Origin of the sequence: Aquimarina hainanensis (assembly GCF_042684685.1) — a bacterium.
In the GTDB taxonomy this organism is placed as follows: domain Bacteria; phylum Bacteroidota; class Bacteroidia; order Flavobacteriales; family Flavobacteriaceae; genus Aquimarina; species Aquimarina hainanensis.
The window spans coordinates 585,536-611,630 of sequence record NZ_JBHULX010000001.1; the positions used below are offsets into that span (position 1 = coordinate 585,536).

Annotated in this window: 25 protein-coding genes; 22 read left to right on the top strand and 3 right to left on the bottom strand. The window is 30.6% G+C overall.

Features of this window, described 5'->3' with window-relative positions; all coding sequences use genetic code 11:
* Nucleotides 1–73: 73 nt before the first annotated feature.
* Together ACFSTE_RS02620 and ACFSTE_RS02625 are read right to left on the bottom strand one after the other, a co-directional pair.
* Complete coding sequence (locus ACFSTE_RS02620; RefSeq protein ID WP_378258376.1) at nucleotides 74–370, bottom strand: hypothetical protein; 297 nt, start codon at nucleotides 368–370, stop codon at nucleotides 74–76.
* A gap of 250 nt (nucleotides 371–620) precedes the next feature.
* Complete coding sequence (locus ACFSTE_RS02625; RefSeq protein WP_378258378.1) at nucleotides 621–902, bottom strand: hypothetical protein; 282 nt, start codon at nucleotides 900–902, stop codon at nucleotides 621–623.
* 277 nt (nucleotides 903–1,179) lie between these two features.
* Here ACFSTE_RS02625 and ACFSTE_RS02630 point away from each other — a divergent pair, with 277 nt between their 5' ends.
* From ACFSTE_RS02630 to ACFSTE_RS02735, 22 genes are all read left to right on the top strand, one after another.
* Complete coding sequence (locus tag ACFSTE_RS02630; RefSeq protein ID WP_378258379.1) at nucleotides 1,180–2,031, top strand: hypothetical protein; 852 nt, start codon at nucleotides 1,180–1,182, stop codon at nucleotides 2,029–2,031.
* 745 nt (nucleotides 2,032–2,776) lie between these two features.
* Nucleotides 2,777–3,886 carry a hypothetical protein gene (locus tag ACFSTE_RS02635; protein WP_378258381.1) on the top strand — a complete coding sequence of 370 codons (1,110 nt, stop codon included), beginning with the start codon at nucleotides 2,777–2,779 and terminating at the stop codon, nucleotides 3,884–3,886.
* A gap of 1,220 nt (nucleotides 3,887–5,106) precedes the next feature.
* Nucleotides 5,107–5,406, top strand: a complete 300-nt coding sequence (locus ACFSTE_RS02640) for a DUF983 domain-containing protein (RefSeq protein ID WP_378258383.1) — start codon at nucleotides 5,107–5,109, stop codon at nucleotides 5,404–5,406.
* Nucleotides 5,403–6,035, top strand: a complete 633-nt coding sequence (locus tag ACFSTE_RS02645) for a Crp/Fnr family transcriptional regulator (protein WP_378258385.1) — start codon at nucleotides 5,403–5,405, stop codon at nucleotides 6,033–6,035. The genes ACFSTE_RS02640 and ACFSTE_RS02645 overlap by 4 nt, the downstream gene beginning before the upstream one ends.
* A 69-nt stretch (nucleotides 6,036–6,104) precedes the next feature.
* On the top strand, nucleotides 6,105–7,835 hold the full coding sequence (locus ACFSTE_RS02650) for a SulP family inorganic anion transporter (protein ID WP_378258387.1): 1,731 nt from the start codon (nucleotides 6,105–6,107) through the stop codon (nucleotides 7,833–7,835).
* Between the two features lie 72 nt (nucleotides 7,836–7,907).
* A complete protein-coding gene (locus ACFSTE_RS02655; protein WP_378258389.1) occupies nucleotides 7,908–9,317 on the top strand; it encodes an MBL fold metallo-hydrolase in 1,410 nt (469 codons plus the stop codon).
* 9 nt (nucleotides 9,318–9,326) lie between these two features.
* Complete coding sequence (locus ACFSTE_RS02660; RefSeq protein WP_378258391.1) at nucleotides 9,327–9,662, top strand: rhodanese-like domain-containing protein; 336 nt, start codon at nucleotides 9,327–9,329, stop codon at nucleotides 9,660–9,662.
* A gap of 519 nt (nucleotides 9,663–10,181) precedes the next feature.
* Complete coding sequence (locus ACFSTE_RS02665; RefSeq protein WP_378258393.1) at nucleotides 10,182–10,739, top strand: YeeE/YedE family protein; 558 nt, start codon at nucleotides 10,182–10,184, stop codon at nucleotides 10,737–10,739.
* Nucleotides 10,740–10,742: 3 nt separating this feature from the next.
* Nucleotides 10,743–11,156, top strand: coding sequence for a DUF6691 family protein (locus ACFSTE_RS02670; RefSeq protein ID WP_378258395.1), 414 nt, complete (start codon nucleotides 10,743–10,745; stop codon nucleotides 11,154–11,156).
* A gap of 469 nt (nucleotides 11,157–11,625) precedes the next feature.
* Nucleotides 11,626–12,330, top strand: coding sequence for a hypothetical protein (locus ACFSTE_RS02675; RefSeq protein ID WP_378258397.1), 705 nt, complete (start codon nucleotides 11,626–11,628; stop codon nucleotides 12,328–12,330).
* A gap of 372 nt (nucleotides 12,331–12,702) precedes the next feature.
* Nucleotides 12,703–14,763, top strand: a complete 2,061-nt coding sequence (locus tag ACFSTE_RS02680; protein WP_378258399.1) for a GNAT family N-acetyltransferase — start codon at nucleotides 12,703–12,705, stop codon at nucleotides 14,761–14,763.
* A 6-nt stretch (nucleotides 14,764–14,769) separates the two neighbouring features.
* A complete protein-coding gene (locus ACFSTE_RS02685; protein ID WP_378258401.1) occupies nucleotides 14,770–15,192 on the top strand; it encodes an ASCH domain-containing protein in 423 nt (140 codons plus the stop codon).
* Between the two features lie 478 nt (nucleotides 15,193–15,670).
* A complete protein-coding gene (locus ACFSTE_RS02690) occupies nucleotides 15,671–16,021 on the top strand; it encodes a hypothetical protein (protein ID WP_378258403.1) in 351 nt (116 codons plus the stop codon).
* A gap of 876 nt (nucleotides 16,022–16,897) precedes the next feature.
* Nucleotides 16,898–18,352 (top strand): arginine decarboxylase, encoded by a 1,455-nt coding sequence (locus ACFSTE_RS02695; RefSeq protein ID WP_378258406.1) that lies wholly within the window; start codon nucleotides 16,898–16,900, stop codon nucleotides 18,350–18,352.
* Between the two features lie 20 nt (nucleotides 18,353–18,372).
* Nucleotides 18,373–19,317, top strand: coding sequence for an agmatinase (speB, locus tag ACFSTE_RS02700; RefSeq protein ID WP_378258408.1), 945 nt, complete (start codon nucleotides 18,373–18,375; stop codon nucleotides 19,315–19,317).
* A complete protein-coding gene (locus ACFSTE_RS02705) occupies nucleotides 19,307–20,281 on the top strand; it encodes a deoxyhypusine synthase family protein (protein WP_378258410.1) in 975 nt (324 codons plus the stop codon). Before speB ends, ACFSTE_RS02705 begins: the two co-directional genes overlap by 11 nt.
* A 303-nt stretch (nucleotides 20,282–20,584) precedes the next feature.
* Entirely contained in the window at nucleotides 20,585–21,001 is a 417-nt protein-coding gene (locus ACFSTE_RS02710) for a VOC family protein (RefSeq protein ID WP_378258412.1), read from the top strand.
* Nucleotides 21,002–21,004: 3 nt separating this feature from the next.
* A complete protein-coding gene (locus tag ACFSTE_RS02715; RefSeq protein ID WP_378258414.1) occupies nucleotides 21,005–21,784 on the top strand; it encodes an RMD1 family protein in 780 nt (259 codons plus the stop codon).
* A 16-nt stretch (nucleotides 21,785–21,800) separates the two neighbouring features.
* A complete protein-coding gene (gene rimK / locus ACFSTE_RS02720) occupies nucleotides 21,801–23,189 on the top strand; it encodes a 30S ribosomal protein S6--L-glutamate ligase (protein ID WP_378258416.1) in 1,389 nt (462 codons plus the stop codon).
* Nucleotides 23,186–23,773 carry an SET domain-containing protein gene (locus tag ACFSTE_RS02725; protein ID WP_378258418.1) on the top strand — a complete coding sequence of 196 codons (588 nt, stop codon included), beginning with the start codon at nucleotides 23,186–23,188 and terminating at the stop codon, nucleotides 23,771–23,773. The genes rimK and ACFSTE_RS02725 overlap by 4 nt, the downstream gene beginning before the upstream one ends.
* A gap of 48 nt (nucleotides 23,774–23,821) precedes the next feature.
* Entirely contained in the window at nucleotides 23,822–24,238 is a 417-nt protein-coding gene (locus ACFSTE_RS02730; protein WP_378258420.1) for an NUDIX hydrolase, read from the top strand.
* Between the two features lie 432 nt (nucleotides 24,239–24,670).
* Nucleotides 24,671–25,027 (top strand): hypothetical protein, encoded by a 357-nt coding sequence (locus ACFSTE_RS02735; RefSeq protein ID WP_378258422.1) that lies wholly within the window; start codon nucleotides 24,671–24,673, stop codon nucleotides 25,025–25,027.
* Nucleotides 25,028–25,591: 564 nt separating this feature from the next.
* Here the strand turns inward: ACFSTE_RS02735 and ACFSTE_RS02740 are convergent.
* Nucleotides 25,592–26,029 (bottom strand): hypothetical protein, encoded by a 438-nt coding sequence (locus tag ACFSTE_RS02740; protein WP_378258424.1) that lies wholly within the window; start codon nucleotides 26,027–26,029, stop codon nucleotides 25,592–25,594.
* Nucleotides 26,030–26,095 lie beyond the last annotated feature (66 nt).

The window sequence follows — 26,095 nt, forward strand, 5'->3', positions numbered from 1 at the left end:
CAGATATTTCTGAATGTATGTTTGTCGTAATTTATAATCCGATAGCTTTGTTTCTAAGTTTAGATGTAAAGTATCATTGATCTTTAATAATAATTCTATTTTCAGTATCTGTATTAAAATACAATTGAGCAAAATCAAATGGATCTCCTTTACAAGTAGTGTCTTCTAGATCAATATAAGTTGCGCAATGATGCACAATAGTAATCTGTAATGTTTTTCTATGGTGTTTGGCAAATGGATTATAGGTTGGTTTGCATTGATTTCCACCTATACGCAGGACCGTTTCTTTCGGATAATATTGCCGAAGGATATAGGAGAAGATTTTTAACCCATAATGGGTTTTCTTTAAAATATGCTGTTTATTGATCATAGGTGTTTTTTTAAATGATCATACTTGTTTTTAAAAAGTAGTGATGTAAAGGCATGACAATTCTGTGCCTATAACAGGCAATATTTATACTCATACTTTTAAGAGTATTAAAGGAGTATCAATAATGATAAGAAATGTAACTAGTAGTTTCTTTATAGCAATATAGTAGTAACAATAGATTTGATAGCAATGTAGGAGGGAGATAGAAATATACTATTGCTATGTTTGAGTAAAAAGAGTTGTTTAAAGGTTATACTACTTTTCTCGATCTACGTTTGATTTTATACATGACTGTAGATTTGTTTACTTTATAGTTTTTCAGTTCATCAGCTGTGCATTCTAAATGAGAAGCTATCATATCTAGGTCCTGAGCAGGAATATCCGTATGGTCATCTGTTAATAAGTTACAATAGCGGTTAAATGTTCTGGCTGTTTTTTTTAAGCCTATAATAATCTGCTGCTTGGTAGCTCTGTACTTAGCTACAGGTAGTTCGGCTAATTTTTCCTTAATACAATACTTGTAGTCTTTCATGAGTTTTAATTTAGATGTGTATTTTGTAAACTAATTGTTTTTACATTTTATATAAAGTTTAAAGGTTTTTTACATACATTTACACTGCTTTCAATATTTTCAATGCATTGATTGCAAATAAGACTATTGATTATAGTAAAAAATGTCTTGATAATAAACATATTTATCCTTTTAAAATCAAAGGGGTTGAACAAATGTAAACTAATTATTTTACATTTTATTTGAATTTAGTAACTTTGTTGAGACAATTTTGTCCAACTTTTATAGAGGTATAGGGATGAGCAAACAAAATCCATCAGAAAAATATCATCACGGTAAGATTCTAAAAGATTACATCTTGGAGAATAGATTAAATCGTAAAGGTGGTATCAATCGATTGGCAAAAGCATTGCGTATGACCCGACAGGGGATTTATAGTCTCTACAAGCAAAAAGAGATCAAGATTTATAATCGAAGAACAATTACGGATTACTATAACCTCCCTGAAGATTTTTTTCCGGACCCTGATCAGCAACTAGATGAATTTAATGAATTGTTTAGGGATTATATAAATGCCAGTATTAAGATACAACGTTTAGAAGATGATTTAGGTAAAGCTCAAATGAGATATCTTACAAGAAGTTTTATGGATGCGCTTGTATTTAACCCAGATAATATAGAAAGAAATAATGTGTATGTATTAACAGGGGATTATGCAGATATCTATTTAGATAATTATTTTAAAGTTTCTTATTTAGATAGTTTATCAAGAATGAATGTAGCAGATGTGTTTAGAGGATATGCTTTTGAAGTAGAGAGAGAGCAGGATACTGTTGATTTTGGATGTACTGAGCGTAGAAATCTTGCATTATGTACCCATTTAGTTGAGTTCTATGAAAATATTGAAGAAGATATACCCTATATAGTGGTTTTTAGAAAAGCTTCCGGGATAGGTACTGTTTTATGTAAATATGTATCATATTTTAGAAGAAGATTTAGATTATACTCCCCCAATAAATCGGTAAAGGATATAGAGCTTATTCAAGAAGAAGTATTCCAGATATGGGAAGTAGAACGATTTTTGGATTTAGATAAGAAACAGTACGATGTTTTTTTAAAGGAAAGTGCAAAAATGCATGATTTTCTGTAATTACCAATACGGTGTGTACTCTTAGCTATATTAACACACAAAATCCATCTCAGGTCAAGCAGTGTTTTTAAAATGTAGATTTAATTTAAAAGAATTGTGTGGTCATATTTCAGAATAGTTCCAAGGTTGAGGTGACTGTTTTGTTTTGTAATTTGTATCTGCTGACTATAGGTAGTGTAGCCAATAAATTGTACTTATAGTGTGTATGTCCCTTTTAAAAAAACAGGAGTTTTTTAGAAGAAAAACCTCTTGTTTATTCTTTTAGAGTAAGTGTTATGATAAGCAAAAAATGTAAGAAATATTCTAATGCTGAGTATACTAATAGTTTTGATAGTACTTTAAAAAAATATTCTTCAAAGATACGTAGTTGATTATGGGAAACCCATAGGAATTGTTTTTATCAAAGTATTAGTCAAATCTTCCATTTTATCCCCCTGGATAATTAAGAATTAAAAACAGGGTACGAAATTAATTATTTGAAGGTATAAAATAAAAGAGGTTCTGATGGCAAATATTAAGGGGTTTCAGTTAATAATTATTATGCAGTTGTTTTTTTGTATTTTATAAACAATACTTATAGATTAATTTGAGTAAAACTATTTTTTTACTTTCGCGCTGTTTTTTTAGAGAAGTAAACTTTTTGCCCTTTTTTCTATGATAATAAAGTAGGATTATCATAAAAACAGAAACAAATCTAAGTTTAGTAACATTAATAATTAAGATGTAGTAATCTAAATTAAAAACTATGAAAAAAATAATATTAGCAGCCACTTTATTTTTAACCGTATTAACATTTTCTTGTAGCAGTGATGATGAGCATATATCTCCTGTTTTTCGGTTTTTGGAGTTTGAAAAAGATGTTTTGCTTCCAGCTATTAATGAACGAGAGATTACTTTTTTAGCTATTGATTTTGATGAAAATATAGGGAACTGGGAAATAATTTTATCTGGTGAACAGCAAAATAATCCAGTAAGCTTAAGTAAAGTCGAAACTACTGCTCATGGCTGGACTGGTATAGAAAGTAGATTACAAAGAATATATGTTAAAACTCCAGCTTTAGGGGAAGGTGATTATGTATTACAGATTAAAAATAAAACCAGTGGTCAAATTCATAGTGAAAAGTTTTTGGTTCGAAGTGATGTTTTTAATCAAATAAGTCAAGGGTATCCTAATACGTCATATACCCTTATAAGTTCATATAGTGAAGGAGAAACAAAGCCTATTACTGATTATTTGTATTTTCAGAATACCAGTAGCATAATCACGGCAGATATAACCAAAAACGGTATTCAAAAAATTACATTAGATAATAGAGACTTTTCAGAATCTTTTATTCTAGGTCATGAAATATCTACTAATAATGAAATAGTATTTACGATACCAGAAACTACACCAGTAGGAAGCTATTTTTTATCTGTACACTATGATAATGGACTAAGTTCTTATTTTGAAAAAGACATTATTGTTCTTGAGCGACAAACACCAGTTGTTGAGTCTATAAATAAAGAAATATTTTTAGAAGGAGAAACACTGATTCTAAAAGGAAATAATTTTCGTTATGATATAAAACCGGGCATACTCCCGGCAGATGGTTTGAGTAATCCAAGAACAACTTCTTTTTTAGTGTTCAAGGACAGTCAGAAAGAATATACTCTCTCTTTTGGTGCATATGCAGAATATGACCAGAGGTATGAAGATATAAATACCGAAGCTACAGAATTAATCTATAAAATACCATCAAAGTCAGATGCTTTTTTTTATATAGAAAATGGAAAAAACTATTTTGAAGGAGAAGTTTTTGTAAGAAATGGTCCATACGATAGTAACCCTATGCCAATCAGGATTGAATACTAAAAAGATACGATTGTGGCAAAATTGAGCTTCATGGTAGAGTTATATATAGCTGTGAAAATTTAAGCCACCTTGTCTAATTATTTTATTAAAATCGTCAGATCAAGTCTTGACTACTATAGTTAAAGAGCTAATTATATTAGCTCTTTCTTTTTCCTCTCTATTTTTTAATTTTAAAAGATGAATACTTAAATAAACTATAGATTAAATAAAAAATGTTCTCACATAAAAGAACAAGCGCAAACTAATTTTTTATGGTTTAACCGTAAATAAATGTTTTTAAAAATATTTATTATATTTTTGCAAAGTGAATAATCAAATAAAGTAATTTGTCCCCATTAAGTTGCTTTATTATAGATACTTAAATTTACAAACAATATAAGAACTGTTTTTTTAGAAAACAGTTCTTTTTAGTTTATATAACATTTCTTACTTTTAAGAAGTAATTGAGTCGTTACGGGGTAGTACTCAATTATTTTAACTAAATATTACTAGGTAAGAGCTAATTTATTAGCTCTTTCTTTTTCCTCTCTATTTTTTAATTTTAAAAGATGAATACTTAAATAAACTATGGATTAAATAAAAAATGTTCTCACATAAAAGAACAAGTAAAAATCAATTTTTTTACGGTTTAGCCATAAAAACATGCGTTTCTTCGATGTTATTTGTATATTTAAGAAGTGGACATAGTAGAATTATTTATTCTTCTATCTATCAATATTTACATTTGTTAAAAAGAGCTATTTTTTTACAATAGCTCTTTTTATTTGTTTTTAATTTTCTTAAATTTAACATATTAGGTTTTGGCTTAATAACCATTTTATCGAATAACATAGGGTGAAGGGCTAGTGCAAAAATATTAGCCCTTCTTAATTCTTTTCTTTTTTTAAAATCAACAATGAATACTGAAATTCCTCCCTAAAATAGGAGAAGCAACTACTATTGAGATTAATGTAATTGCCTAGTAAATAAAAATAAAAATGGCGTTTGATAAAAAGTTCTTTTATGTATATCTTAAAACTCCTTTATAATTACTGAACTATTTTATCAAAAAACTCTCTATGTAACCTATGTTACTAAATGAGAATTTATGATAATCTAATTTTACTATAAAAAACAGAATGCTTTTAAAAGGGAATAAACTATATAATATTTTATTTTTAAAATGTCCAAGATGCCAGGAAGGGCACTTTCTAGAATCACATCCTTATAATCTAAGAAAATTGAACAAGGTCAAAGAAAAGTGTCCTAAATGTGAATTAAAATATAGTTTAGAGCCTAGTTTTTATTATGGATCTATGTATGTTTCATATGGAGTTGGTATTGCAATAGCTGTGGCGGTATATATCTTATCCGTAATTTTTGGACTCCAATTAAGCCCGTTAGGGATATTTATAGCTATTGTTATGGTTTTAATAGCTTTAATGCCTTATATTGGTGCAGTCTCTAAATCTATTTGGGCTAGTTTCTTTTTTAAATATGATAAGAAACTGGCAAAAAAAGTAAGAAACCACAAGTCATGATTCAAGAGCTAAAAGATAACTACGGTCACCTTTTTGAAGGAATACTAATCAATGAAATCATTCAGGTAGGGACATTTAAAGAAGTTCCTGCGGGCTTTAAACTAATGGAAATTGGATCTTATGTGAAAGGGATGCCTTTACTAGTTTCCGGAGCTATTAAAGTACTACGAGAAGATAAAAATGGAGATGAACTTTTACTGTACTATCTTGAAAAGGGAGAGACCTGTTCTATGACGATGACTTGCTGTATGGGACAAACCAAAAGTGAGATTAGGGCTATAGCAGAAACAGACACAAAACTTATTATGATTCCCATCCAAAAAATGGAAATCTGGACTTCAAAATATAAATCGTGGAGAAATTTTGTTTTTGAAAGTTATCATAACAGGTTGAATGAACTCCTTCATACTTTAGATAGTATAGCCTTTGATAAAATGGATCAACGTTTAATTAACTATTTAAAGGAAAAATCCAGAATCACAAATGACAATATAATTTATAATACCCATCAAGGGATTGCATACGAACTCCATAGTTCTCGGGTTGTTGTTTCACGATTGCTTAAAAAGTTAGAGAAAATAGGAAAAATAGAACTGCATAGAAATTATCTAAAAGTTTTAGATTTATAGGGATATGTAACCAGTGTTACTGAGGTTGAATTTAGAACTAAATATTTTTGATTCTCTAAATTCATCAGTATGCTACGAAATTTATTTCCTATTCTTGAATGGTTTCCAAACTATAAAAAGACTTATCTAATAGGAGATATTTCAGCAGGTATTACTGTTGGCATTATGCTGGTTCCTCAAGGTATGGCTTACGCAATGATTGCTGGATTACCGCCTGTTTTTGGTTTATACGCATCTCTTATTCCCCAGCTAGTTTACGCGATTATGGGTACTTCCAGACAATTAGCTGTTGGTCCAGTTGCTATGGATTCACTTTTAGTTGCTTCCGGATTAAGTGCCTTATCCCTTTCAGGTATGGATGAATATATTTCTATGGCAATCTTCTTAACCTTGTTTATGGGTAGTATTCAATTTTTTCTGGGTTTACTTAGAATGGGGTTTCTAGTCAATTTACTATCGAAGCCCGTAATAAGTGGGTTTACATCAGCTGCAGCCATTATTATTGGACTCAGCCAGTTAAAGCATCTATTAGGGACAAGTATTAAAATGAGCAATCAAGTTCATATACTTCTCAAAAATACTTTAAATACCATAGAAGACACAAATCTTATAACGCTGACAATAGGTATTTTGGCAATGATTATAATGAAAAAGATCAAAAGTGTGAACAGGAAAATTCCAGGAGCATTAATCGTAGTTGTTTTAGGGGTTTTTAGTGTTTATATTTTTGATCTAAATGAGTTTGGAGTTAAGGTTATAGGAGTTGTCCCTAAAGGACTACCTGGTTTTAGTCTGCCTACTATTGATTTTTCAAGGATCAATGAGTTAAGCTCGATAGCAATTACTCTTGCACTTATTTCTTTTATGGAATCAATATCAGTTGCTAAAGCAGTTGAAGAAAACCATACAGAATATGAAATAGATTCTAATCAGGAACTTCTAGCATTGGGTGGGGCAAATATAATAGGCGCTTTTTTTCAATCTTATCCTATAACCGGTGGTTTCTCTAGAACAGCTGTAAATGATCAAGCTGGAGCAAAAACTGGAATAGCATCTATTGTAAGTGCTGCAATTGTTGGGCTTACCTTACTGTTTTTGACTCCTTTGTTTTACTTTTTACCTAATTCTGTTTTAGCTGCTATCATTATGGTAGCGGTATTTGGATTAATTGATGTAAGATATCCAATTCGGTTATTTAAAAATGGAAAAGATGAGTTTTTATTGTTAGTAATCACATTCGTAATAACTTTAATTGTTGGGCTCAAAGAAGGAATGCTTTTGGGAATCTTACTTTCTCTTTTGTTATTAGTCTATAGGAGTTCTAAGCCCCATTTCGCAATTTTAGGAAGAATAAAAGAAACGAATTATTTTAAAAATATTGATCGCTTCAGAAATGATGTTGAGATAAGCAATTCCATTTTAATTATAAGATTTGATGCCCAATTATACTTTGGTAATAAAGACTATTTCAAGAATGAACTTTATAAACAAATAAGAAAGAAGGAAGAGACTATCAAGGCTGTTATCTTGAATGCCGAAGCGATTAATTATATAGACAGTAGTGCAATACATACTTTAAAAACTATAATAAAAGATCTACAAGGTCAGAATATTCGATTTCTAATTGCAGGAGCCATAGGTCCCACTAGGGATATTATGTATAACTCAGGATTGGTAGATTTAATGGGGAAATCAAACTTCTTTGTAGTAACAAGCGAAGCTTTTGAAAACTTAACGAATAAGACTGAAAAAAACTTGTTACAAGAAAAAGTCTCTCTTCAGGTAAAAAACCTTATGTGACCTAAGTGGCTGAAAGAGAAAAGTAATCACTTTAAATTTATAATGTCAATTTTTTTTAAAAAATAATTCAAAATGAAAATAGAACAAATCTATACGGGTTGCCTAGCACAAGGAGCCTATTATATAGAAAGCAATGGTGAAGTTGCCATTGTTGATCCGCTGAGAGAGGTACAACCTTATTTGAATAGAGCCAAATTTGATAATGCAAAAATCAAATATATTTTTGAAACACATTTCCACGCAGATTTTGTTAGCGGTCATCTAACATTAGCCAAGGAGACTGGAGCATCTATTATTTATGGTCCCAATGCAGATCCTATCTTTGATGCTGTTATAGCAGAAGATGGGCAAGAGTTTAAACTTGGAAATGTAACTATTGTTACTTTACACACCCCGGGACATACTATGGAAAGTACTACCTATCTTTTAAAAGACGAAGAAGGTAAAGATCATGCAATATTTAGTGGAGATACTCTTTTTCTTGGGGATGTAGGCAGGCCTGATTTAGCTCAAAAAATGGGGTTATTCACAGAGAAAGATTTGGCAGGATTTTTATATAATAGCCTCCGTGAAAAAATAATGCCTTTAGCAGATGATGTAATTGTTTATCCTGCTCATGGAGCTGGTTCTGCCTGTGGAAAAAATATGATGAAAGAAACAGTAGACACTTTGGGTCATCAAAAGCAAATAAACTATGCTTTACGTGAAGATATGACGGAGGAAGAGTTCGTAGCTGAAGTAATAAATGGTCTATTACCCCCACCAAAATACTTTCCTGCTAATGTTAAGCTAAATAAAGAAGGCTATGATGATATTGAGGAAGTATTAAATAGGGGAAGACAAGGACTTTTACCAAGTGCTTTTGAAGAGGCAGTGAACAAAACCGGAGCTATTGTTTTAGATGTACGACATCAAGATGATTTCGCTAATGGACATATTCCTAGGTCAATATTTATAGGTTTAGACGGTAGTTTTGCTCCTTGGGTTGGTGCTCTAATTGTAGATATAAAACAACCTATACTTTTAGTTACTGACACGGGGCGTGAAGAAGAAGCTATAACCAGGCTTTCAAGAGTAGGTTTCGATAATACCTTAGGTTACTTAAAAGGAGGTTTTGAGGCATGGAAAAAGGCTTCAAAAGAATATGATACAGTAAGTTCTGTTACTGCTTCACAATTCAAAAATGACCTTGAAGGACAGAAAATATCAGTATTTGATGTTCGTAAAGAGAATGAATACCTTTCTGAACATGTTATAGGTGCTTATAAAACACCTCTAGATTTTATAAATGATTATCTGGTAGAGTTTCCAGAAGATAAACCGTTTTATGTCCATTGTGCAGGAGGGTACAGAAGTATGATAGCATCATCAATTTTAAAAAGCCGTGGTATTCATAATTTAATAGATGTAAAGGGTGGTTTTAAAGCCATTAAAGAGGCAGGAGTAAAGGTTACTGATTATGTTTGCCCATCAATACTTTAAAATAAGGTTATGAGAAATATAAATCAAGAAGAATGGTTAGAATTAGTAGCCAATGATAGCAGTGCCGTGATTATTGATGTAAGAATGCTTGAAGAGTGTATTGAGGGGATTATCAAAAATGCAATAATTATCGATTTTTTGGATGCTCCTAAATTCAAAATAGAGATTGAAAAATTAGATAAGGACAAGAATTATTATGTCTATTGTAGGAGTGGTAACAGAAGTAGCCGAGCGTGTCGATTATTAGAAGGGATAGGAGTTGAAAGCACCTATAACCTTATAGGAGGAATGCTTTCTTGGACAGGAATTCAAGTTATTCCTACAAAGCATAATTTTATTAGTTGATGGATTTTAAAGAAATTACATAAAAACATTTTAAATCCTGAGTTTGAGATAATATTAGATTGCATTATTAATTTATAATATCAAAGAAGTATTACTGAAATATGTGGTATCGGATTCTTAATAAGTTTTTGACTTTATATTATTCCATAGCAGGGTTGAGTATATTTTGATTAAATAATCTTAATCCTAATCAGGGCTACTAATTTACTGTAAATAGGTTTTTAGATGTATGATAAACAGTTTTTATTTCAGGATAGTCCTAATGACCTTTAGCTATGAATGTAGAAAGAGCCACTTTGCAAAGTGATATTTCATCATTATCGTATACTTTATTACACTATTTTGTTTAAAGTCTTTAAATAAAGAAGAACGTTCGAAGCTACTATCTAGATATTGCACGTTGTACCATCAAAAAAAGAGCTCAGTTTTTCCTAAACGGTAAAGCAAATATTTTTAATGTAACATTGGTTACTTCCTTACAACAGTTTTTATTGTTTTTTCGCATTATAAAAAATAACAATGGATTGGATATATAAACCCTGGCCTTGGTATGTAGCAGGTCCAATTATAGCTTTTATTATGTTTTTACTTATAATGGTAGGTAAGAATTTTGGAATGTCCTCAAATCTACGCACATTGTGTACCATCTGCGGAGCAAGTAGTAAAGTTGAATTTTTTAAATTTGACTGGAAATCCCAAAAATGGAATTTAGTAGTAGTACTTGGTGCTATTATTGGAGGCTTTATAGGCTCATTTTTTTTAAGTGATGATACAACTGTAGCAATAAATCCGGATACAATTTTAGATTTAAAATCTTTAGGTTTTAAAAGTGCGGGGGAGACTTATCTTCCAATTGAATTATTTGACACAAGCGCTTTGTTAATTATAAAAAATGTATTCGTTTTAATTATAGGGGGGATATTGGTAGGTTTTGGTGCTCGATATGCTGGAGGTTGTACTTCGGGTCACGCAATTTCAGGTTTAAGTAACTTACAATTACCATCTCTTATCGCTGTAATAGGCTTCTTCATAGGAGGTCTAATAATGATTCATTTTCTTTTCCCTTTAATTTTTTAAGTAATGAGAACTCTTATATATTTATTTATAGGAATCCTTTTTGGAATTACAATGTTCAAATCTGAAGCAGCCTCTTGGTTTCGTATTTATGAAATGTTCAAATTTGAATCCTTTCATATGTATGGTATCATTGGTTCAGCTTTAATTACAGGTATTGTTTTAGTTTGGTTTATTAAGGCTTTTAATGTAAAAACTTTTTATGGTGAGAAAATATACTTTAATCCAAAATCCAAAAGCTTTAGCCGCTATATGTTCGGTGGGATTATTTTTGGGTTAGGTTGGGCTTTAACAGGTGCTTGCCCAGGACCTATGTTCACGCTTATAGGAGCTGGTTATATTCCTATTTTAATTATAATTGGCGGCTCAATCTTGGGAACTTTTTTATACGGGTTATTAAGAAGCAGATTACCACATTAGGTCATAAGAAATTGAATTAAATATTGAAGTTTTTAAACTGCCTCCTAAATACCTTTTGAATAATAACAGCTTGAAAAAAAGTAAAAAACGGTCCCTATTTCATGTAATCGATTTTTATCTTTTGGTTACTTTTCTTTAAAGGTATAAAATATCCTTAAATTGACTCAGGGAATCTTGTCAAAGAGGTTCTTCGTCATATTTGGAGAAATATCAACCAGTTTGAGATAATATCACCTTCTTACGTAATAGGTCAAAACTAGCTCTACCAAACATTTGTCTTTTTATACTCTTTATTCGGTTTACAGAACCATTACTCCAGCCCATATTGATTCCGTATACGCTTATCAGAAACAAGAAAGGACTGAAGGTGAAATCATCGGATAATTATTTTTTAATCCAAGAAAAAGGAATAAATCATTTTTTTAAGAAATTAATTTGGTTTGTATAAATATTTCATTTTGTTTTATTTATGGATATTACAGGAAAAAAGTTTGTTTTTAAATTACAAAACTATTTTTTAATCGTAGTAGAGTGTAAAAAGACTAATAATATAAATTCTTCAATGAAACATTGTTTTAATATAGATTATAAATTTTCCCATTGTCTAGGTATAGAGAATTCTGACTACCCAAATGTAGATGAAATTTATGGTGAAATATTTTATAGTAATTATGAAGATGCCCCTATTAGAATAGGTTATATAGAGCTTCATTTTTATAATTACTCATTTATTGATTATGGATTTAACTTATATGATGCATTTGATAGATCAATGAATACTTTTAATTTAGGAAATGCCCTTTTTGATTATAAATCAAGCGAATTAAAACCAGAAATAGAAAATGAAATAGGGTATGGATTTAATTCAAATATTTTAGTGATACATGAAATAATGTTGCTTCCAGAGCATAGATGCAAAGGTTATGGGAAAGAAATTATATTAGGTATAGAGGAGTTTTTTAACGGAAGGTGCGGGTATATAGCATTACAAAGTTTTCCAAAACAACACGATGCTGGTATAGTAGATATTGAGGAATTTAAAGAATTTAACCTTAAAGAACTAAACAGTAATTACAAACAGGCACAGCAAGATCTTGATGAATTTTATTCAAAATGTGGTTTTTATAAATTGAAGAATCAAAAAGAATCCTACTTCATTAAAAATATAGGATAGTCTTTTAGGTTAACTCTGGCATTTAACAATTTTACTGATTCCTTATTTTAAGCAAATCTTATTGAGCTTTATGAGAAAATTAAAGAGATTTTTTTAAATTAAATAATAACTTTAAATATTACATAATCATGGAATTTTACAGTATTAACTAACAACTAGGTTATTGTGGTCTAAATAATAAGTACTACAATGTATAATGTTTTTTAAAAATACATTTAATTCAAGACTAATTATGGATTTATAAATAATTACGTTTTTTTTGTATTTTACTCTTTAAACCAACTTAAAAAATGAAAGCAAAAAATCTTGTACTTGATTATCATCTTCCATATTCAATAAATAGATTAACTCTAATAATATTTTAATTATAGGATGGAGTTAAGAAGGCTAAACTTGGATGAAGAGATGTTGGTGAAAAAAGTAGTTCAATTAGGTAATAAAAATTCTAGAACTCTTGGGTTGCTGCCCGAAGGAGCCATTCGAAATCATATAGAGAAGGGTTTTTTATTCATTAGTGTTAATTCGGAAAACAACCTATATGGATATGTGTTATTTTCTGTTACTCAAAAAAAGAGAAATATAAGAATTATCCATTTGTGTGTAGAAGAAGAACATCGAGGGAAAAGAATTGCTAAAAAATTGCTAGATTTTTTAAAAGAACAATTTCTGGATAAATTAAGAGGGATTTCTCTTTCTTGTAGAGAGGATTATGTGGAAGCTTCTCAGTTTTGGGAGCGATATGGTTTTAAACCAGTACAGAGAAAAAGAAGTAGAAGTAAAGAGGAGAAATATCTTATAGTTTGGTGGTATGATTTTGGAAGTGTTGATTTGTTTTCCAATTTAATTGAAGAGACTAATTCCATTAAAGCTGTATTGGATGCAAATATTATTATCAAAGCACGTGATAAATGTGAAGATGGTGCTGGAGTAAAATATTTATTTTCTGATTGGTTGAATGAAGTTGATTATTACTATGCGCCTGAAATTTTTAATGAGATAAATAGAGATGAAGATAAATTGCGAGCAAAAAAAACAAGACAATATTTACAAAATTTTTTACAAATAAAATTTAAACCTGATTTAAGAGATTCTATTTATAATCAGATTTGTAAAATAGTTCCGGGTGATTCTCTGAATGATAAGTCAGATAAACTACAATTATCAGAATGTCTTGCAGCGGAAATAGAGTACTTCATTACAACAGACAAAAATGTACTGGAAGCATATGATTCTATCTTTGAAAAATATGGAGTTCAAGTATTAACCCCTACTGATTTTATTTTAGAAATAGATGAGGTGAATAATAAAACTAATTATTACTCATCTCGACTAGCTGGAGTAAATTCTGAGTATAAACCAATACAAAGCTTGGAGACGGGTAAATTGATTGAAACATTCTTAGCAAAAGAACAAAGTGAAAAAAAACACCATTTGAGAGAGATAATAACGTCACTTTCTGGGGATGTTAAAAATTCCAGAACTATGATAGTTGGAGATAATGAAGGTAATAGCATAGGAGTTTGGGCTGGAAAAATTTGTGGTGATAGATTAGAAATTAAATTACTTCGAACTAAAAAAGGAAAACTATCTGATATATTATTTAAGCAGTTGGTTTATAGGCTTGTTAACTTGTCTATTGAGAAAAATAAACGTTATCTTTTTGTAATAGATGAGTACTTAGCAAATTCTCATAAAAACATTATGAGTACACTAGGTTTCTTTAAAAAAGGAAATAATTGGATAAAATTGATAGATGTAGGAGTGGTTAATTCATCTCAATATTTTACTAAAAAAAATATAACGGAAGGGTATCTTAGAATAGATACAGTAACGAATTGGCTCAAATCTGGAAGTGATGCTTATAAACTGCAATTAGAAAGACGTTTATTTCCGTTGAAATTTAGTGATATTGATATTCCCACATATATAATTCCAATTCGGCCATATTGGGCAAGTGAGTTATTTGATTACTATAGTGCAAATCAAAATATATTTGGTGTAAAGCCAGAACTTTCATGGAACAGAGAAAATGTATATTACAGAAGTGTTAAGCCGATAACAGAAGAATTCCCATCGAGAATTCTATGGTATGTAAGTAAGGGACAATCAAATAATAATAGTAGATGTAGTTCAATTGTAGGGTGTTCTTATTTGGATGAAATGGTTACTGGTAAGCCAAAAGACTTGTTCAGGAGATACAAAAGATTTGGAGTATATGAATGGAAGCATATTTATGAATTAGCGGGTCACGATATTGAAAAAGATATAAAGGCTTTGGAGTTTAGTGATACAGAAGTTTTTAAACAAGTGATCCCACTTGAAAAAGTTAAAGAAGTTTTTATGAAAAATGGAAGAAAATCAAATACATTTGCATGCCCTGTTAAAGTAAATAACACTATTTTTAATCAAATTTATATATTAGGCACAAAATAGAAAGTAATGAGTAAAGTGATAATTCTTTCCATAAAACCAGAGTTTTCTGATCAAATTTTTGAAGGAACAAAAAAAATTGAGTTAAGAAAATCTAAGCCTAATGTAGGGAAAGATGATTTGGTTATTATTTATAATACAATTCCAGATAAAGCTATTGTTGGGATATGTAAAATAACAGAAATTATTCAGTCTACTCCTGATGAAATTTGGAATAATTATTCAAATGACTTGGGAATCGATAAAGATAGATATTTTCAATATTACTTTGGTAGAGACAAAGCGGTTGGTCTTAAAATAGATAGTTTTAGAAGATTTAAAAAAAAAATATCTTTAGATAAAATTAGAGAGTTTATCCCAAGTTTTTCGCCTCCTCAAACTTTTAAATACTATAATAGAGACTCATTAATGGGTATTTTTACCTTAGGTTAATTTGTAATAGTTACTACTTAATCTGACAGATGTGATTTTACAGATAAATGAAAAGTATCCTTAAACTCATCGTTATAAATGGGCTTTTGTCTAGCTAAAGATATAGAATTTTTAAAAGTTAGCGAAGGTGTTCAACTTTTTTTAATTTCCCCTTCTTTTATTTGGCTGTATTCGGTTACACAAACGTTTACAGATGGTATCTTTTCTTTATATCGACAGTATCTCTGGTTATTTGGTTAGCATTCTATTTAAAACCAAAATACAAGTACTTTACTGATGTAACTTTAGAAGAGATTCCTTTCATAATTATTAAAATACCGATACAATACTTTTTCGTCTTTATGGCACATACCATATTTGTTTGTTTAATATTACTTTTCTTTTATTGATATGAGTATGGATTTTTATGAAATTCTACTAGGGGCTTTAAGTGTGACAATTTTAATAGCAATTGTTACAGCTATAATTACTCTAAATAGTGGTCAAAAATAGATATTCTACTCAAATAAAAAAGAAACTTATAGATGATGTTAAAGTAAGTAAATTTATAGCCACTTATTCAATAATAGTATTTGTTTTATTAGAAATGGTAAACTATGCTAATAGTTCTTTTTCTGATACTCTAAATAATGAAAACCTCTTTTGTTTTTTGGATACAGTATATTTTGAAAATCCTGTACAAGACTATCAATTATTGTATTTTAATGATAAGTTTGTTTTTGTAGAGGTGTTTTTTGAATATGAAAATATTACATCTCAAAATATTGCAGTAAATTTTGAAACCTTATTAGATTTTAAAATATACAAAAACATAGAACCTGATGATTAATAGCACACATCTTATTTCGTTACTTTTTAACTATCCAGTAATACCTATAACAGCTTTATTTATTTTTTAGATAGGTAATAATTGTTTCGAGTTTTTTTAATTCAAGATCTATATCTTCTTGGAATATTTCATCAATCAGCTCACTAGATAGATCATTCATTCTACACCTTGATTTTAAAAAATTTAAACTACTTTGCTACATGAAAGTTGAGATAGAGAATAAAACCTTTGTAATAAAACAAAAACAGAAAGTTTATTATAACATAAAAAAATGATGATTTTAATTAGATAAAAGTTGTTCTGTACAAATAAAAAAGAGTTACTAGGTTTAACAATGTCGAATATTTTATTTTTAGTAAAAAAAAGAGATTTTGAGATCAAAGATGATGAGAGTAAATAGACTAAATGTTAGATAAAATTAATGATGTAGAATAGGGCTTTTTAAGGAACTGATTTTTAACAATTAAAAATTAACAAAAAAAAGTTGTTTAATTTATTTTTTTATTATGTTTGCTTTAAGAATGAGTTCATAAATAGAACGCATTGCCTATACAAAATGGAATCTTTTTTCAGATTCGGGCTTAGGAGAATAAAGAGGTCTACTCCAAAAGCTGCCCTAGGGATAGGGAACCGAATTCTAAGGCTGACTTCTAAAAAACACACAATTGCACTTCAGTTTTTAGAACGAATCTCCTTCGTTGCTTATATTATTTCTGTTATACGGATATGAGAATAGGTTGATACGAATGATTTAGTCATTCATTTTACCAATTTATTTTTTTCAAATCACACATTATGGAATGATCCATAGGATACTCAGGCTATATATGCCATATTTCTATTGGTGATTTTCTTCTACAAAACAAAACCGAATAGATGAAAACAAAATATATCGATCTTATCGATCAAACCTTTTATTTTCCTCAGGAAGAATTTAATCTGGAGAATGACCAATTGCAATTCCACGGTATCAACCTAATGATGTTGATAGCCCAATATGGAGCGCCTTTAAAGTTTACCTATCTACCTAAAATATCTGAAAATATTAATAGAGTCAAAGGATGGTTTTACAATGCTATCAAAACTAATAATTATGCTGGTACTTATAACTATTGTTATTGTACTAAAAGCTCTCACTTTCAGTACGTATTGAATGAAGCTCTAAAAAATGATATTCATTTAGAAACTTCTTCGGCTTTTGATATGGATATTGTCGAAAACTTAAAAACTCAAGGGAAAATCAATAATGATACCTATATAATCTGTAACGGTTTTAAAAGAGATCAGTACATTCAAAACATTGCAAGATTAATCAATGATGGGTATCAAAACTGCATTCCTATCATTGATAATTATGAAGAATTGACGTTGTTGAGTGATGCAATAGACGGTAAATTTCAAGCAGGCATTCGTATTGCTTCTGAAGAAGAACCAAAATTCGAATTTTATACCTCTCGCTTAGGAATTGGATATCGTAACATTGTTCCTTTTTATAACGATCAGATCAAAGGAAATCCCAAGGTAGAACTAAAGATGCTACACTTCTTTATTAATACAGGAATTCGTGATACTGCTTATTATTGGAACGAACTGCTAAAATGCTTAAAGGTATATATCAATCTCAAAAAAATATGTCCTTCTTTGGATAGTCTGAATATCGGAGGTGGTTTCCCAATTAAAAACTCATTAGCATTTAATTATGACTATCAATATATGATCAATGAGATCGTAAACCAGATACAAATTGCCTGTGAAGAAGCTCAAGTAGATGTCCCAAACATATTCACAGAGTTTGGAAGCTTTACTGTAGGTGAAAGTGGCGGGACCATTTATGAAGTATTGTATCAAAAACAGCAAAATGATCGTGAAAAATGGAATATGATCAATTCTTCATTTATTACTACCCTGCCAGATACCTGGGCTATCAACAAGCGTTTTATAATGCTGGCAATAAATAGGTGGAACGATGAATATGAACGGGTTTTGCTTGGGGGGTTAACCTGTGACAGTGACGATTATTACAACTCTGAGCAGCATATGAATGCTATTTATCTACCTAAGTATAAAAAAGAAAAACCATTATACATAGGATTCTTTAATACGGGGGCTTATCAGGAAACTATTGGTGGATTTGGTGGTTTACAGCATTGTCTGATCCCACAACCTAAACACATTATTATTGATAGAGACGAAGAAGGTAACCTAATAACTTCTGTTTTTTCAGAACAACAGACTTCAGAACAATTATTATCAATTTTAGGATACCAAAAACAGGATAAACATAGTCCTTCTCTAGAGAACACGAAACAACATTTAGAAACCATTATTTAAAAACCACTTAAAATTAAAAAATGAAAACTGATAAAACATTTGCTGGTATTCCTAAAAAATATGCGGGCTATGACAAATCACAAATAGTATTAATTCCGGTTCCTTATGATGGTACCAGTACCTGGGGTAAAGGAGCTGACAGAGGTCCTGAAGCTTTTTTAGACGCTTCAGAAAATATGGAATTATATGATGTTGAAACGGATAGCGAAGTATACACCAGAGGGATTCATTTATTAGATCCAATAATTGTTAACGATTCTCCAGATTCGATGGTAGAAGCTGTTTACAATGTCACCAAAAATCATATCAAGAGAAACAAATTTGTCACCTTATTTGGCGGAGAACATTCTATCTCGATTGGAGTTATTAGAGCCTTTGATGAGTGTTTTAATAATCTTACGGTTTTACAGATAGATGCACACGCAGACCTCAGAAAAGAATATAATGGTTCTAGATATAACCACGCCTGTGCAATGTATGAAGCTAATAATAATACCAATTTAATTCAGGTAGGTATACGAAGTATGGATGCTTCAGAAAATTTGGTAATGAATGAAGATCAGGTATTCTTTGCTCACGAAATGGTGAATGATGATTATTGGGTGGATAATGTGATCGATCTAATGACCGACAATGTATATATCACCTTTGATTTGGATGCTTTTGATCCTTCCGTACTACCCGCAACAGGAACTCCTGAGCCAGGTGGATTATTATGGTATGAAACGCTAGAATTCTTAAGAAAAGTATTTGCTGAGAAAAACGTAGTAGGATTTGACATTGTTGAACTATGCCCTAATCCAACCAGTAAAGCATCCGACTTTGCGGCAGCTAAGCTCTATTATAAAATGCTGAGTTATAAGTTTGAAGATAGTGAAGAAACCTTGGATTATGAGAATGACATCACGGAAAATGAAAGCTTAAAGAAATTCAAATCTAGTTACGATGAATACGATGAAAGGTAAAGGCGAAATTTCAAAATTTATAGAAAAGTACTTTCTCCATTTTAATGCCGCTACACTAGTAGATGCAGCAAAAGGATATGAATTTCAATTAGCTAATGGTGGCAAAATGTTAGTTTCTCTAGCAGGTGCGATGAGTACTGCAGAGTTTGGAAAAATCTTTGCCGAAATGATTCGCCAGGATAAAGTACATATTATTTCCTGTACTGGTGCCAACCTCGAAGAAGATATTATGAATCTGGTAGCACATAGCCATTATAAAAGAGTTCCTAATTATAGAGACTTGACTCCACAACAGGAATGGGAATTACTAGAAAAAGGATTAAATCGCGTCACCGATACGTGTATTCCAGAAGAAGAGGCTTTTAGAAGGCTGCAAAAACATATTTTCAAAATCTGGAAGGATGCTGAAGAGACTGGAGAGCGCTTTTTTCCGCACGAATTTATGTATAAGTTATTACTCTCCGGTGTACTTGAAGAATATTATGAAATAGACATCAAAGATTCTTGGATGTATGCTGCAGCCAAAGCAAATTTACCTATGGTAGTGCCTGGATGGGAAGACAGTACGATGGGTAATATTTTTGCTAGTTATGTAATGAAAGGCGAACTGAAGACCAGCACAATGAAATCGGGTATTGAGTATATGATGTTCTTGGCCGATTGGTATACTGATAGTTCAGAAAATGGTATAGGGTTTTTCCAAATTGGAGGAGGTATATCAGGTGATTTCCCCATTTGTGTAGTACCGATGTTATATCAGGATTTAGAAAGAACAGAAACTCCTTTTTGGAATTATTTCTGTCAGATAAGTGACTCAACTACAAGTTACGGATCTTATTCTGGTGCAGTACCTAATGAAAAGATTACTTGGGGAAAACTGGATATTAATACACCTAAATTTGTAATAGAAAGTGATGCAACTATTGTAGCTCCATTAATATTTGGCTACCTATTAAATATGTAAAAATTAAAATACAACGAAACGTACATTTGAAACAAGTAATTGTTGATTACAAGAAGTTAAATAATAAGATTCTAGATCTATTATAAATATCCTGATGGATATGATGAAGATATCATCACTTTTAGAAATGCCCAAAATGAAATAGTAGAATGTGTAGAAGTAAAAACCGAAGACACGCTATATCTTTTAAAAATTAGTAAACGATTAGTGCCTGTAATGGAAGATCATGAAGATGATAATGGTGAAAAAAAGCAAGACATATCTGATGCATCTGAAATTGAAGAAGAATAAAATATCAAAATAATGAAAAATGCAGAATTTCATCTAGCACTTCCATGTGAAGATCTAGAAAAAACCAAGGACTTCTATATTAATAAACTTGATGCCGAACTAGGAAGAAGTACTGATAATTGGTTGGATGTCAACTTGTGTGGTAATCAAATCACTTTCACCAAAACTGGAGACTTTAGCTTTGATTTTAAGAATTACCGTTTAAATAATCAAATACTACCGTCCTTTCACTTTGGAGTTATCATTGATGTAGAAACCTGGGGGAAGTTGTATTCACGTTTGTTTTCTATGGATCTTGAAGTGACTACAGAGGTAACTTTTTTTGAAAACAAAGTTGGAGAACATCTCTCTTTCTTTGTTAAAGACCCTAACGGATATATGGTAGAGTTTAAAAGCTTTAAAGACCATAGAGAGATATTCAACATATAGAAGATGACAAGTGAAGTATATGCCGTACATATTGCCGATACAGTTTCTATAAGAAACTGTAAAAATAATTTTGAAGCCGAATTATTATTTTATGATAGCGACGAACTGTTTTATCAGTGGTTTCAAGGGCAATATATCTATGTTTTTAAATATGGAGTAGTTTGCTTTCATAATATTAATAGAGGTGAAGTAGAACAAATTTGTAATGAGATATTGATGTATGCAAAAGGGATTGTTAAAGAAGATATTTCGGAAAATATCAATGTCGTTATTGGAGGAACAGTAAATAAAGTATCTATTGGTACTATTACATTAAAAGAATATAGTGTAGAACCACTTCGCTTGGTTATGCTAAATATTTCTCAATCTGTTGCTTTAGATCATTATGCTAATGTGTCAGAGCAAATATTAGAAGATACTCGATTACATACTACCTATCTTGAAGAAAAAGGAAAGTTAGATATAAGTGGTAAAAAACTCAAAAAATATATTGGTCGGGTATTAAATATAAAAAACAAAATCTCAGAGAATTTATACATTTTTGATTCGCATGGTGTGACTTGGGATGATGAAAACTTAAACAAGTTGGATCAAGATCTTAAACGAGTACTTGATCTTAAAGATCGATATCGCAGTATTCACGACCAGATAGAAATCATTAAAGAAAATCTAGAACTTTTTAAGGATATCATGTTTCATAGAGAAAGTAGTAAGTTGGAGTGGATCATAATCATCTTGATTCTGGTAGAAGTGATTGACCTTTTTATTCAAAAATTAACATAATAAGAAATCTAATTAAGTGGTAGAAACTATAATAAATAACGAATTAAAAGTAATTGGAAGCGAGGAATGGTGTGTTTTTGATGAATTTGGCATTCCAGCTATCAAAGCAAGAGTAGATTCAGGAGCTAAGACCTCTTCTATCCAAGCCAATAACATTAAACTCTTTCATAAAGGAACTGAAGAATGGGTTCGTTTTGAGGTAAACCCTATCCAGGATAATAGAAGTATTATGATTCGATGCGAAACCAAACTTCATGATAAAAGAGTGGTAAAAAGTTCTTCAGGGATTGCGGAAGAACGTTTTGTAATCAAAACACCTGTAACTTTAGGGGAAACTACCTTTGATATTGAACTTACACTTGCTAATCGTGATGCTATGGAATATCGTATGCTATTAGGACGAGAAGCGATGATTGATCGATACATTGTAAATCCATCAATAAGCTTTGTACAGCAAATTTTTACAAATGATGAAATTCAATTAAAATATAAACCTTTCCTTAAGGAAAAATCAGGGTTAAAAATTGCATTGTTAGCCAGTAATCCAAATCTATATAGTAATAAGCGCATTGTAGAAGCTGGTATTGCTCGAGGTCACGAAATGGTATTTCTCAATGTAGAACAAGCATATATGAAGCTGGACGCGGCCGAACCAGAAATACGTTATCGAGGAGGAAATATAATTGACGAATTTGATGCTATTATCCCAAGAATAAAACCATCAATGACCTTTTATGCTTGTGCTTTAATCCGACAATTCGACTCGATGGGTGCATATTGTTTAAATACTGCCGAAGCTATTGCTCAATCAAGAGATAAATTATTAGCCACTCAACTTTTTGCTAAAAATGATATCCATATCCCTATTACCGGATTTGCAAAATCTCCTTTGGATACTAAAGACCTAATCAAAATGGTTAATGGTGCACCATTAATCATCAAACTTTTAGAAAGTACTCAAGGAAAAGGGGTGGTGTTAGCAGAAACCAACAAAGCTGCAGAAAGTGTAATTAATGCCTTTAAAAGTGTTCAAACCAACATCCTAGTGCAAGAATTTATTAAGGAAGCTAATGGGCAAGATATTCGATGTTTTGTTGTGAACGGAAAAGTGGTGGCCTCAATGCAACGGCAAGCTGCCAAAGGAGAGTTTAGAGCTAATATTCATCAAGGTGGTTCTGCTTCTAAAATTAAAATCACCACAGAAGAGCGAAAATTGGCGATCAAAGCAGCCAGAATATTGAATTTACCAGTGGCAGGGGTAGATATTATTAGATCAAACAAAGGTCCTCTCCTATTGGAAGTGAATTCATCTCCAGGTCTTGAAGGTATCGAAAATGCCACAGGATTAGATATCGCCAATATAATGGTTGAGGCTATAGAAAAGAAGCTAAAATTTAAACGATGATACATCCCAATACAGAAATACGGTTTATAAGTGATGAAGTTGGTTATGGTGTAATAGCTAAAGAGTTAATACCCATGGGAACAATTACTTGGGTGTTAGATAAGTTTGATCGTGAGTTTACCCCGGATCAATATAACGCATTAGAACCCATTTACAAAAACATTTTAGAAACTTATGCGTATAAAAACAATCTGGGTAATCTGGTATTATGCTGGGATAATGGACGTTTTGTGAATCATAGTTTTAATGCCAACTGCCTTACCACGGCTTATAATTTTGAGTTGGCTGTACGAGATATTTACCCAGGAGAACAACTAACTGATGACTATGGTTATCTAAATATTGATACGCCATTTAGAGGTATTGATGAAGGAACCCGAAGAAAAATTGTTTATCCAGATGATTTATTGAAATATCATAAATCTTGGGATAAAAAATTAATAAGAGCCTTTAAACACATATCAAAAGTAAAACAACCTTTAATTGGATTAATAGATGAAGAGCTATGGCAAATAGCAGTACAGATTGAAAAAGGAGAAAAAGAAATGGAATCAATATTAAAAAATTATTATCAGAAGGGTTGAAAATGGAAATCACGAATACTGTTACTTAATTTAACAAATTAACTGACTATGAAAATCAAAAAACACAAACAGAAATCAAGATTAATAGTGTGTCAAGGAGATGAACTATTGGTATTCCAAAAAAGAAGCAACAAACTAGAATATGGACTGGTTGGTGGGTTTTTAAAAAAAGGAGAAACTCCAGAAAATGGTCTTATCAGAGAAACCTATGAAGAGACAGGTGTTCAACTTTCTGAAAAGGATCTGGACTACTATGATTCTTTAACTCTTGATTACGGTAATAATCAAAAACTCTCTAAACACTATTTTGTTTGTAAAGAAGCAAACAAATCATTTTTACTCAATGAGCCTGATAAGTTTGCAAAAATTGAATGGGTATACTGGAAAGACACATTAGCATACCTTGGTAAATCCGATCGAAAAGTGGTAAAGTCACTTTTCAAAACCTGTAAGATTAATTACTGAAATAAATATATGAATGGTCTTATTATTAATCGGAATATGGAGTATTTAAGAAATACTTTGATGGGTACTATTTATTTTTAATGGATAATGGAGAAACTATTGTTTTTGAATAAGTTGCTCCTATTGTTATTAAAAAATTTGACCTTAAATCCGAAGCTTTTAAAGGTACAGCTTTCGAAATAATGTATTCAGAATATGTCCAAAATGATAATGAAGATTTCGTATCCTTTAGAATCGAAGAATTAGCTTAAATGTAAAAACTAAAATAATTGATATAATTTAATAAACAAAAATGTGTCATAAGTAAAGAGAAATAATATAAACCACCAATCACGTGTAAGTATCTAAAAGATTATTTACTAAAAGCACCAGACTTGAAGTGATAACAATCTGGTTTTTTAAAAATAAAGTAAAACTTAAATTTTTTATATAATGAAAAAATCAAAAAACCTAGTATTTGTTCTAATTGCATTATTTTTTTGTACCCTAACTGTAAAAGCTCAAGAATCAGATCAAGAAACGGAAACCATCATTGGAGTATTTGATGGTTTTGATGGGGAAAACTTTTCTTTCAATTACACCACAGAAGAGGATGAAGAGGATATTATGCTCTTCCCAAACATTAAACCTGAATTACTTAAAAAATATAATTTAAATGATGAAAAGTTTATGGGTAAAACTTTTAACATCACTTTCATAACAGAAACTGAAACAGAAATTGATGAAGATGGTGACGAACAGGAATACGATGTTAGAACCATTATAGGCTTAGAACTTATAGACCAATAATATAATAACACAAGAATTTCTAATCGTTCTAAAGGAGTTTGGACCGATATTAATTTGCAAATTTTATTAAAAGTTAGAAATGCTGTTAAAAGCATAAAAATTTGAGCTCATTAGTTCTCAAAGAGAGTATCTTACTATCATTAAATATGAAAAGCCCTTTTTGATACCTTTATTAATAATTTTATCTAATTTTTACCTATCAATTAGATATTACTGTCGATAAGATTGAAATGGCATTGGGAGCGATTCTGGTAAAATTAGCTTATTCCATGTATTCGAAAGTACTAGAAATACTACAATCAGTATATATTTCAGGATTGGATTAATAATGTAGAATGGTTTTTTATAAATACCTCTAATTCAAGTAAATTTTCAATAGAATGGTTAGATATTTCAATCTCTCCCGCTACTTTTAAAAGCTAAATCATTTTAAATAAATGGTTTAGCTTTTTTGTTTTAGCCCTAATTCATCTAATTAGGGTACTGTTTTTCGCTTTAAAAATATCTGACTTTTAATATTAAAGAGCAGGGCTTCTCTTTCCTAATTTCTAAAATCATCATATATCAAAAAACAACATTAAAAAAGAAAGTATCAGACTTACTCACATTCCCTTTACTATCAATAGCTTCTACACTCCAAGTAACTCGTACTTCTACTTGATTTCCTGCTATGGGAGCATTTAATTCTTTAATTTTTCTCGCTAATTCTTGAGAAAAAATAAATGAAGTTTCTTCCCCTACATCAAATTTTTCATCCAGATAAGTTGATGAAGTATATCTTATTGTTACCCGATATGTAATCGCTTCTTTTTCTTCAGAAACAGATGGAGTCCATTCTAATTTTAAACCTTCTAAAAAAAAGCGCTCTTCATTATTGATGGGTAATATCAACTGGGGTGGGGATAGTAACGAAGTTTTAGTTTTAATCGGTGTATCTTCTTTTTCACAAGAAGTTAGTATGCATAGAATGATCATTACAAAAATGAAAATGCTCTTTTTCATAGTTTTAAAATCGTTAAAAATTAATAATACAAGGTAATAGCTTTAATCATCAATTCGTTTATGTCT

What these genes read in the sequence shown, in the direction of transcription:
- ACFSTE_RS02685 (WP_378258401.1), top strand. Translation starts at nt 14,770, where the DNA reads ATGAGTAAAGTGATAATTCTTTCCATAAAACCAGAGTTTTCTGATCAA.
- ACFSTE_RS02740 (WP_378258424.1), bottom strand. Translation starts at nt 26,029, where the DNA reads ATGAAAAAGAGCATTTTCATTTTTGTAATGATCATTCTATGCATACTA.
- ACFSTE_RS02625 (WP_378258378.1), bottom strand. Translation starts at nt 902, where the DNA reads ATGAAAGACTACAAGTATTGTATTAAGGAAAAATTAGCCGAACTACCT.
- ACFSTE_RS02665 (WP_378258393.1), top strand. Translation starts at nt 10,182, where the DNA reads ATGGATTGGATATATAAACCCTGGCCTTGGTATGTAGCAGGTCCAATT.
- ACFSTE_RS02705 (WP_378258410.1), top strand. Translation starts at nt 19,307, where the DNA reads ATGAAAGGTAAAGGCGAAATTTCAAAATTTATAGAAAAGTACTTTCTC.
- speB (WP_378258408.1), top strand. Translation starts at nt 18,373, where the DNA reads ATGAAAACTGATAAAACATTTGCTGGTATTCCTAAAAAATATGCGGGC.
- ACFSTE_RS02675 (WP_378258397.1), top strand. Translation starts at nt 11,626, where the DNA reads ATGGATATTACAGGAAAAAAGTTTGTTTTTAAATTACAAAACTATTTT.
- ACFSTE_RS02645 (WP_378258385.1), top strand. Translation starts at nt 5,403, where the DNA reads ATGATTCAAGAGCTAAAAGATAACTACGGTCACCTTTTTGAAGGAATA.
- ACFSTE_RS02635 (WP_378258381.1), top strand. Translation starts at nt 2,777, where the DNA reads ATGAAAAAAATAATATTAGCAGCCACTTTATTTTTAACCGTATTAACA.
- ACFSTE_RS02630 (WP_378258379.1), top strand. Translation starts at nt 1,180, where the DNA reads ATGAGCAAACAAAATCCATCAGAAAAATATCATCACGGTAAGATTCTA.
- ACFSTE_RS02680 (WP_378258399.1), top strand. Translation starts at nt 12,703, where the DNA reads ATGGAGTTAAGAAGGCTAAACTTGGATGAAGAGATGTTGGTGAAAAAA.
- ACFSTE_RS02725 (WP_378258418.1), top strand. Translation starts at nt 23,186, where the DNA reads ATGATACATCCCAATACAGAAATACGGTTTATAAGTGATGAAGTTGGT.
- ACFSTE_RS02710 (WP_378258412.1), top strand. Translation starts at nt 20,585, where the DNA reads ATGAAAAATGCAGAATTTCATCTAGCACTTCCATGTGAAGATCTAGAA.
- ACFSTE_RS02695 (WP_378258406.1), top strand. Translation starts at nt 16,898, where the DNA reads ATGAAAACAAAATATATCGATCTTATCGATCAAACCTTTTATTTTCCT.
- ACFSTE_RS02670 (WP_378258395.1), top strand. Translation starts at nt 10,743, where the DNA reads ATGAGAACTCTTATATATTTATTTATAGGAATCCTTTTTGGAATTACA.
- ACFSTE_RS02735 (WP_378258422.1), top strand. Translation starts at nt 24,671, where the DNA reads ATGAAAAAATCAAAAAACCTAGTATTTGTTCTAATTGCATTATTTTTT.
- ACFSTE_RS02620 (WP_378258376.1), bottom strand. Translation starts at nt 370, where the DNA reads ATGATCAATAAACAGCATATTTTAAAGAAAACCCATTATGGGTTAAAA.
- ACFSTE_RS02660 (WP_378258391.1), top strand. Translation starts at nt 9,327, where the DNA reads ATGAGAAATATAAATCAAGAAGAATGGTTAGAATTAGTAGCCAATGAT.
- ACFSTE_RS02650 (WP_378258387.1), top strand. Translation starts at nt 6,105, where the DNA reads ATGCTACGAAATTTATTTCCTATTCTTGAATGGTTTCCAAACTATAAA.
- ACFSTE_RS02730 (WP_378258420.1), top strand. Translation starts at nt 23,822, where the DNA reads ATGAAAATCAAAAAACACAAACAGAAATCAAGATTAATAGTGTGTCAA.
- ACFSTE_RS02655 (WP_378258389.1), top strand. Translation starts at nt 7,908, where the DNA reads ATGAAAATAGAACAAATCTATACGGGTTGCCTAGCACAAGGAGCCTAT.
- ACFSTE_RS02715 (WP_378258414.1), top strand. Translation starts at nt 21,005, where the DNA reads ATGACAAGTGAAGTATATGCCGTACATATTGCCGATACAGTTTCTATA.